Here is a 2,863-nt window from a genome sequence, read left to right as displayed (position 1 = left end):
TGCGGTTGGCGTCTGAACTCCATTTTCAATCAACCGGTTAGAGATGTGTGTAATGGACAGCATTCAGCAGCCGGTCGTACCGTTCGGCATCCTTAATCGCGTCGAGGTCATTGACCTTCATAAACCCGGCATTGTCGATGACTCGACCCGGCAACTCGTCCAGCTTGTGCAGAAACGGGAAATCTTCTTTGCCAATGCCTACAAACTGTACAAAGACCGGTTGTGCAGACAACTCGCGGATCGCCTCGGCGCTCTCGCGGCGGTTGGCATTGCCGCCGTCCGTCAGGAAGATCACCAACACCGGGGCCGGTTGCGGACTCCGATACTTATCCCGGATCAGGCGCAACGGCGGGGCGTAGTGGGTCGCCTCGCGGATTTTGTATTGCGCCAGGATCACCCGTTCGACGTAGCCCTCGATTTCGGCCAGTGTCACCGGCGGCAATGAGTAAGCATGGGTTCCAAACAGCAGCACATCAATCTGGCCGTCGTCATCGAAACTGACGGCCAAACCGAGGATGCGCTCGATGACGCGCTGGATTACGCCCGACTGGTAGAGCGCGTTCATCGACGCCGAAATATCCAGCACCAGCACCACTTGGGCGCGCTGGCCTTCGATGCCGTGCTGGTTGGCGGCGAACGTGGCTTTCTTGCTGAGATCCACGATGCGCTTGCGGAGATCGAGGGTCATGAGGAACCGGTCTCGGTGGTGCTTGATGAGGTTAACTTATTTTAACTTAAGTCAATCTAAGTCAATCTAATTTAACTGGGCTTAACTCGATTGGACTCAAATTCCTCCAGCGCCAGTTGCTTGAGGATCGGGATTAAGTGCCGCTGTAACAACTTGTGTTGGCTGGTATCCCGTGCTTCTGCCAAGTAGCGCATCATCGCCAATTGGTAGTCGTTAAGCCGGATGGCGACGTTGTAACGTGGCTTGTCACTGGGATCGAACGACTCCCAGGGCGGCAATTCTTCATCGGCGATTCGCCGTTCCTTGGCTCCGGCGGCAAACGCCTCCAGCGCGGTGGGATCTATTTCCGGTTCTATTGGCGTGGGGTTGGGCGGATTCAAGGTGAACTTAGCCATTGCGGTCTCCATAGATTTCTCCCGCCAGCGCCTCAATTTCAGCGCGGGCTTTATCGTTGTCGAGTTCGCAGACGCCGCGCCCCTCGGTCATCGCATCCCGGTAGGCTTTGCGTTCGCCGAGGGTGATACCGGACGGGACCAGCGCGGATAGCTCCCGCAACAGTTCTTGGGCGTCGGCGGTTTCTTTGATCGAGGGGTTGGTCGGGGCCATCGAGATCAGCACCCGCGCCTCCAGCGCCGGGTTCATGCCCCGCGCCAGGGTGACCAACTCGTTCATGTGCAAACTGGTTTCCAGATCGGGCTGACTGGCCCGCAGCGGTACATAGACCTGATGAGCGGCGACCAAGGCGGTGCGTAGTTCTTTAGAGTCCCGCCCTCCGGCATCCACAATGACCTGTTGGTAGCGTTTAGCCAGATCGCGCAGCGCGTGAAACACGTTGCCGCGCCGTTCGGCACAATGCACCGCAGGCGCACCCGGCAACAGGTTGCGCCGGTCTACCCAGTTGGCGGCGGTGCGCTGCACATCGGTATCGACGAGGATGACATCGCCGCCATTGATTGCCAGCCAAGCGGCCAAGTTGGTGGCTATCGTGGATTTCCCAGTGCCGCCCTTTTCCCCGCCCAGCAGCAGGATCATGGTGAGGATTCCTTGACTTGCGTTGAATAAAGTTGATTTGAGTCATCTTAAGTCAGATTATCGCATAGCAACCTAAGTTGACTTAACTTAAAGCAAGTCAACTGACGGTGCAATAACCGCGCTGGAGGCGCCGCCGCTGGATTTGCGCCAGCCGGTGCAAGCCGTCAGCGTAGGAGTCACAGGCCACGCGCTGAGTCTGACCCAGCGCCGTACCGTGCCGACCCCAGCGCTGAATCAATACCCACTGCCCCCACATATCTTGGCAGACATCGACCTGATAGTAGCGCGGCGCTTTCTCCCAACGCAGATGGAGCAGAGTCATCACAGGCAGTCTTAAGTCAAGTTAAACTAAGTCAGTTTATATTAGATTAAGTCAATCTAAGTCAATCTAAGTCAAGTTGAAATAAGTAAAGTCAACATGACTTGACCCAAACGCCTGCCCGTCAACCACCTAAAACTAATGGAAATAGATATTTCTGAAAATTTGAATCCCCGCCCTCAACGCCACAGGGCCCGGGGAAGCGGATGGAGACGAGCCGTCATGTTCGACCGTGAAATTTTCGACGAGGCCCGCCAAGAGTTCCTGGCACATCTGCTGTACGCCAAGGGTCACAGCAAAACCACCGGTTACGCCTACAATTCAGACTTGGGGATTTGGGCCGACTGGCTCCAGACGGCCGGCAAGGACTGGCAGCGGGCGCGGGCGACGGACGTGGAGCAGTTCAGCGCGTGGCAGTTGCGCGAGCGCAAGGTCAGCGCCGCCATCGTCACCCGGCGTCTGAGTACGCTGTCCAGCTTTTACAAGTGGGCGCTGAAGCACGAGATTGTCGAGGGCGATCCGGTGTATCTGGCCGACAAGCCCAAGCGCCCGTTGCGGATTCCGATCTGGCTGGAGCGGGAGGAGCAGGCGAAGTTGGAGGCGACGCTGAAAGACCGGCGCAATATCCCGATCAACATCTTCGGCAACAACCAGCCGCGCATGACCGCGACCCGCCGCCGCTACGAGCTGCTGTTTGGGTTGCTGCTGAATTCCGGGTTACGGATCAGCGAGGCGCTCGGCCTGAAGGTTTCGGACGTGCGGCTGGTGGACGGAACGGCCAAGTCAGTGCGGGTCATTGGCAAGGGCGACAAGGAGCGGCTGGT

5 protein-coding genes are annotated in these 2,863 nt (G+C 57.7%); 1 reads left to right on the top strand and 4 read right to left on the bottom strand.

The window, feature by feature from the left end:
• Nucleotides 1–37: 37 nt before the first annotated feature.
• The 4 genes from BN874_RS13415 to BN874_RS13400 all read right to left on the bottom strand — a co-directional run bounded on the left by BN874_RS13415 (nucleotide 38) and on the right by BN874_RS13400 (nucleotide 2,042).
• Nucleotides 38–688, bottom strand: a complete 651-nt coding sequence (locus BN874_RS13415) for a VWA domain-containing protein (protein ID WP_051497837.1) — start codon at nucleotides 686–688, stop codon at nucleotides 38–40.
• 71 nt (nucleotides 689–759) lie between these two features.
• Nucleotides 760–1,083, bottom strand: a complete 324-nt coding sequence (locus BN874_RS13410; RefSeq protein WP_081756394.1) for a hypothetical protein — start codon at nucleotides 1,081–1,083, stop codon at nucleotides 760–762.
• On the bottom strand, nucleotides 1,076–1,720 hold the full coding sequence (locus BN874_RS13405) for a division plane positioning ATPase MipZ (protein ID WP_034434329.1): 645 nt from the start codon (nucleotides 1,718–1,720) through the stop codon (nucleotides 1,076–1,078). The genes BN874_RS13410 and BN874_RS13405 overlap by 8 nt, the downstream gene beginning before the upstream one ends.
• Nucleotides 1,721–1,817: 97 nt before the next feature.
• Complete coding sequence (locus BN874_RS13400; protein WP_034434327.1) at nucleotides 1,818–2,042, bottom strand: WGR domain-containing protein; 225 nt, start codon at nucleotides 2,040–2,042, stop codon at nucleotides 1,818–1,820.
• A 219-nt stretch (nucleotides 2,043–2,261) separates the two neighbouring features.
• Between BN874_RS13400 and BN874_RS13395 the strand changes: the two genes are divergently transcribed.
• On the top strand, nucleotides 2,262–2,863 hold a 602-nt coding region (locus BN874_RS13395; RefSeq protein WP_034434324.1), incomplete at its 3' end, for a tyrosine-type recombinase/integrase.

Origin of the sequence: Candidatus Contendobacter odensis Run_B_J11, assembly GCF_000531125.1 — a bacterium.
Classification (GTDB): Bacteria; Pseudomonadota; Gammaproteobacteria; order Competibacterales; family Competibacteraceae; genus Contendibacter; species Contendibacter odensensis.
The sequence above is the reverse complement of the archived record's forward strand: the minus strand, read 5'-3'. Positions and strand labels throughout refer to the sequence as shown.

What these genes read in the sequence shown, in the direction of transcription:
- BN874_RS13415 (WP_051497837.1), bottom strand. Translation starts at nt 688, where the DNA reads ATGACCCTCGATCTCCGCAAGCGCATCGTGGATCTCAGCAAGAAAGCC.
- BN874_RS13410 (WP_081756394.1), bottom strand. Translation starts at nt 1,083, where the DNA reads ATGGCTAAGTTCACCTTGAATCCGCCCAACCCCACGCCAATAGAACCG.
- BN874_RS13405 (WP_034434329.1), bottom strand. Translation starts at nt 1,720, where the DNA reads ATGATCCTGCTGCTGGGCGGGGAAAAGGGCGGCACTGGGAAATCCACG.
- BN874_RS13400 (WP_034434327.1), bottom strand. Translation starts at nt 2,042, where the DNA reads ATGACTCTGCTCCATCTGCGTTGGGAGAAAGCGCCGCGCTACTATCAG.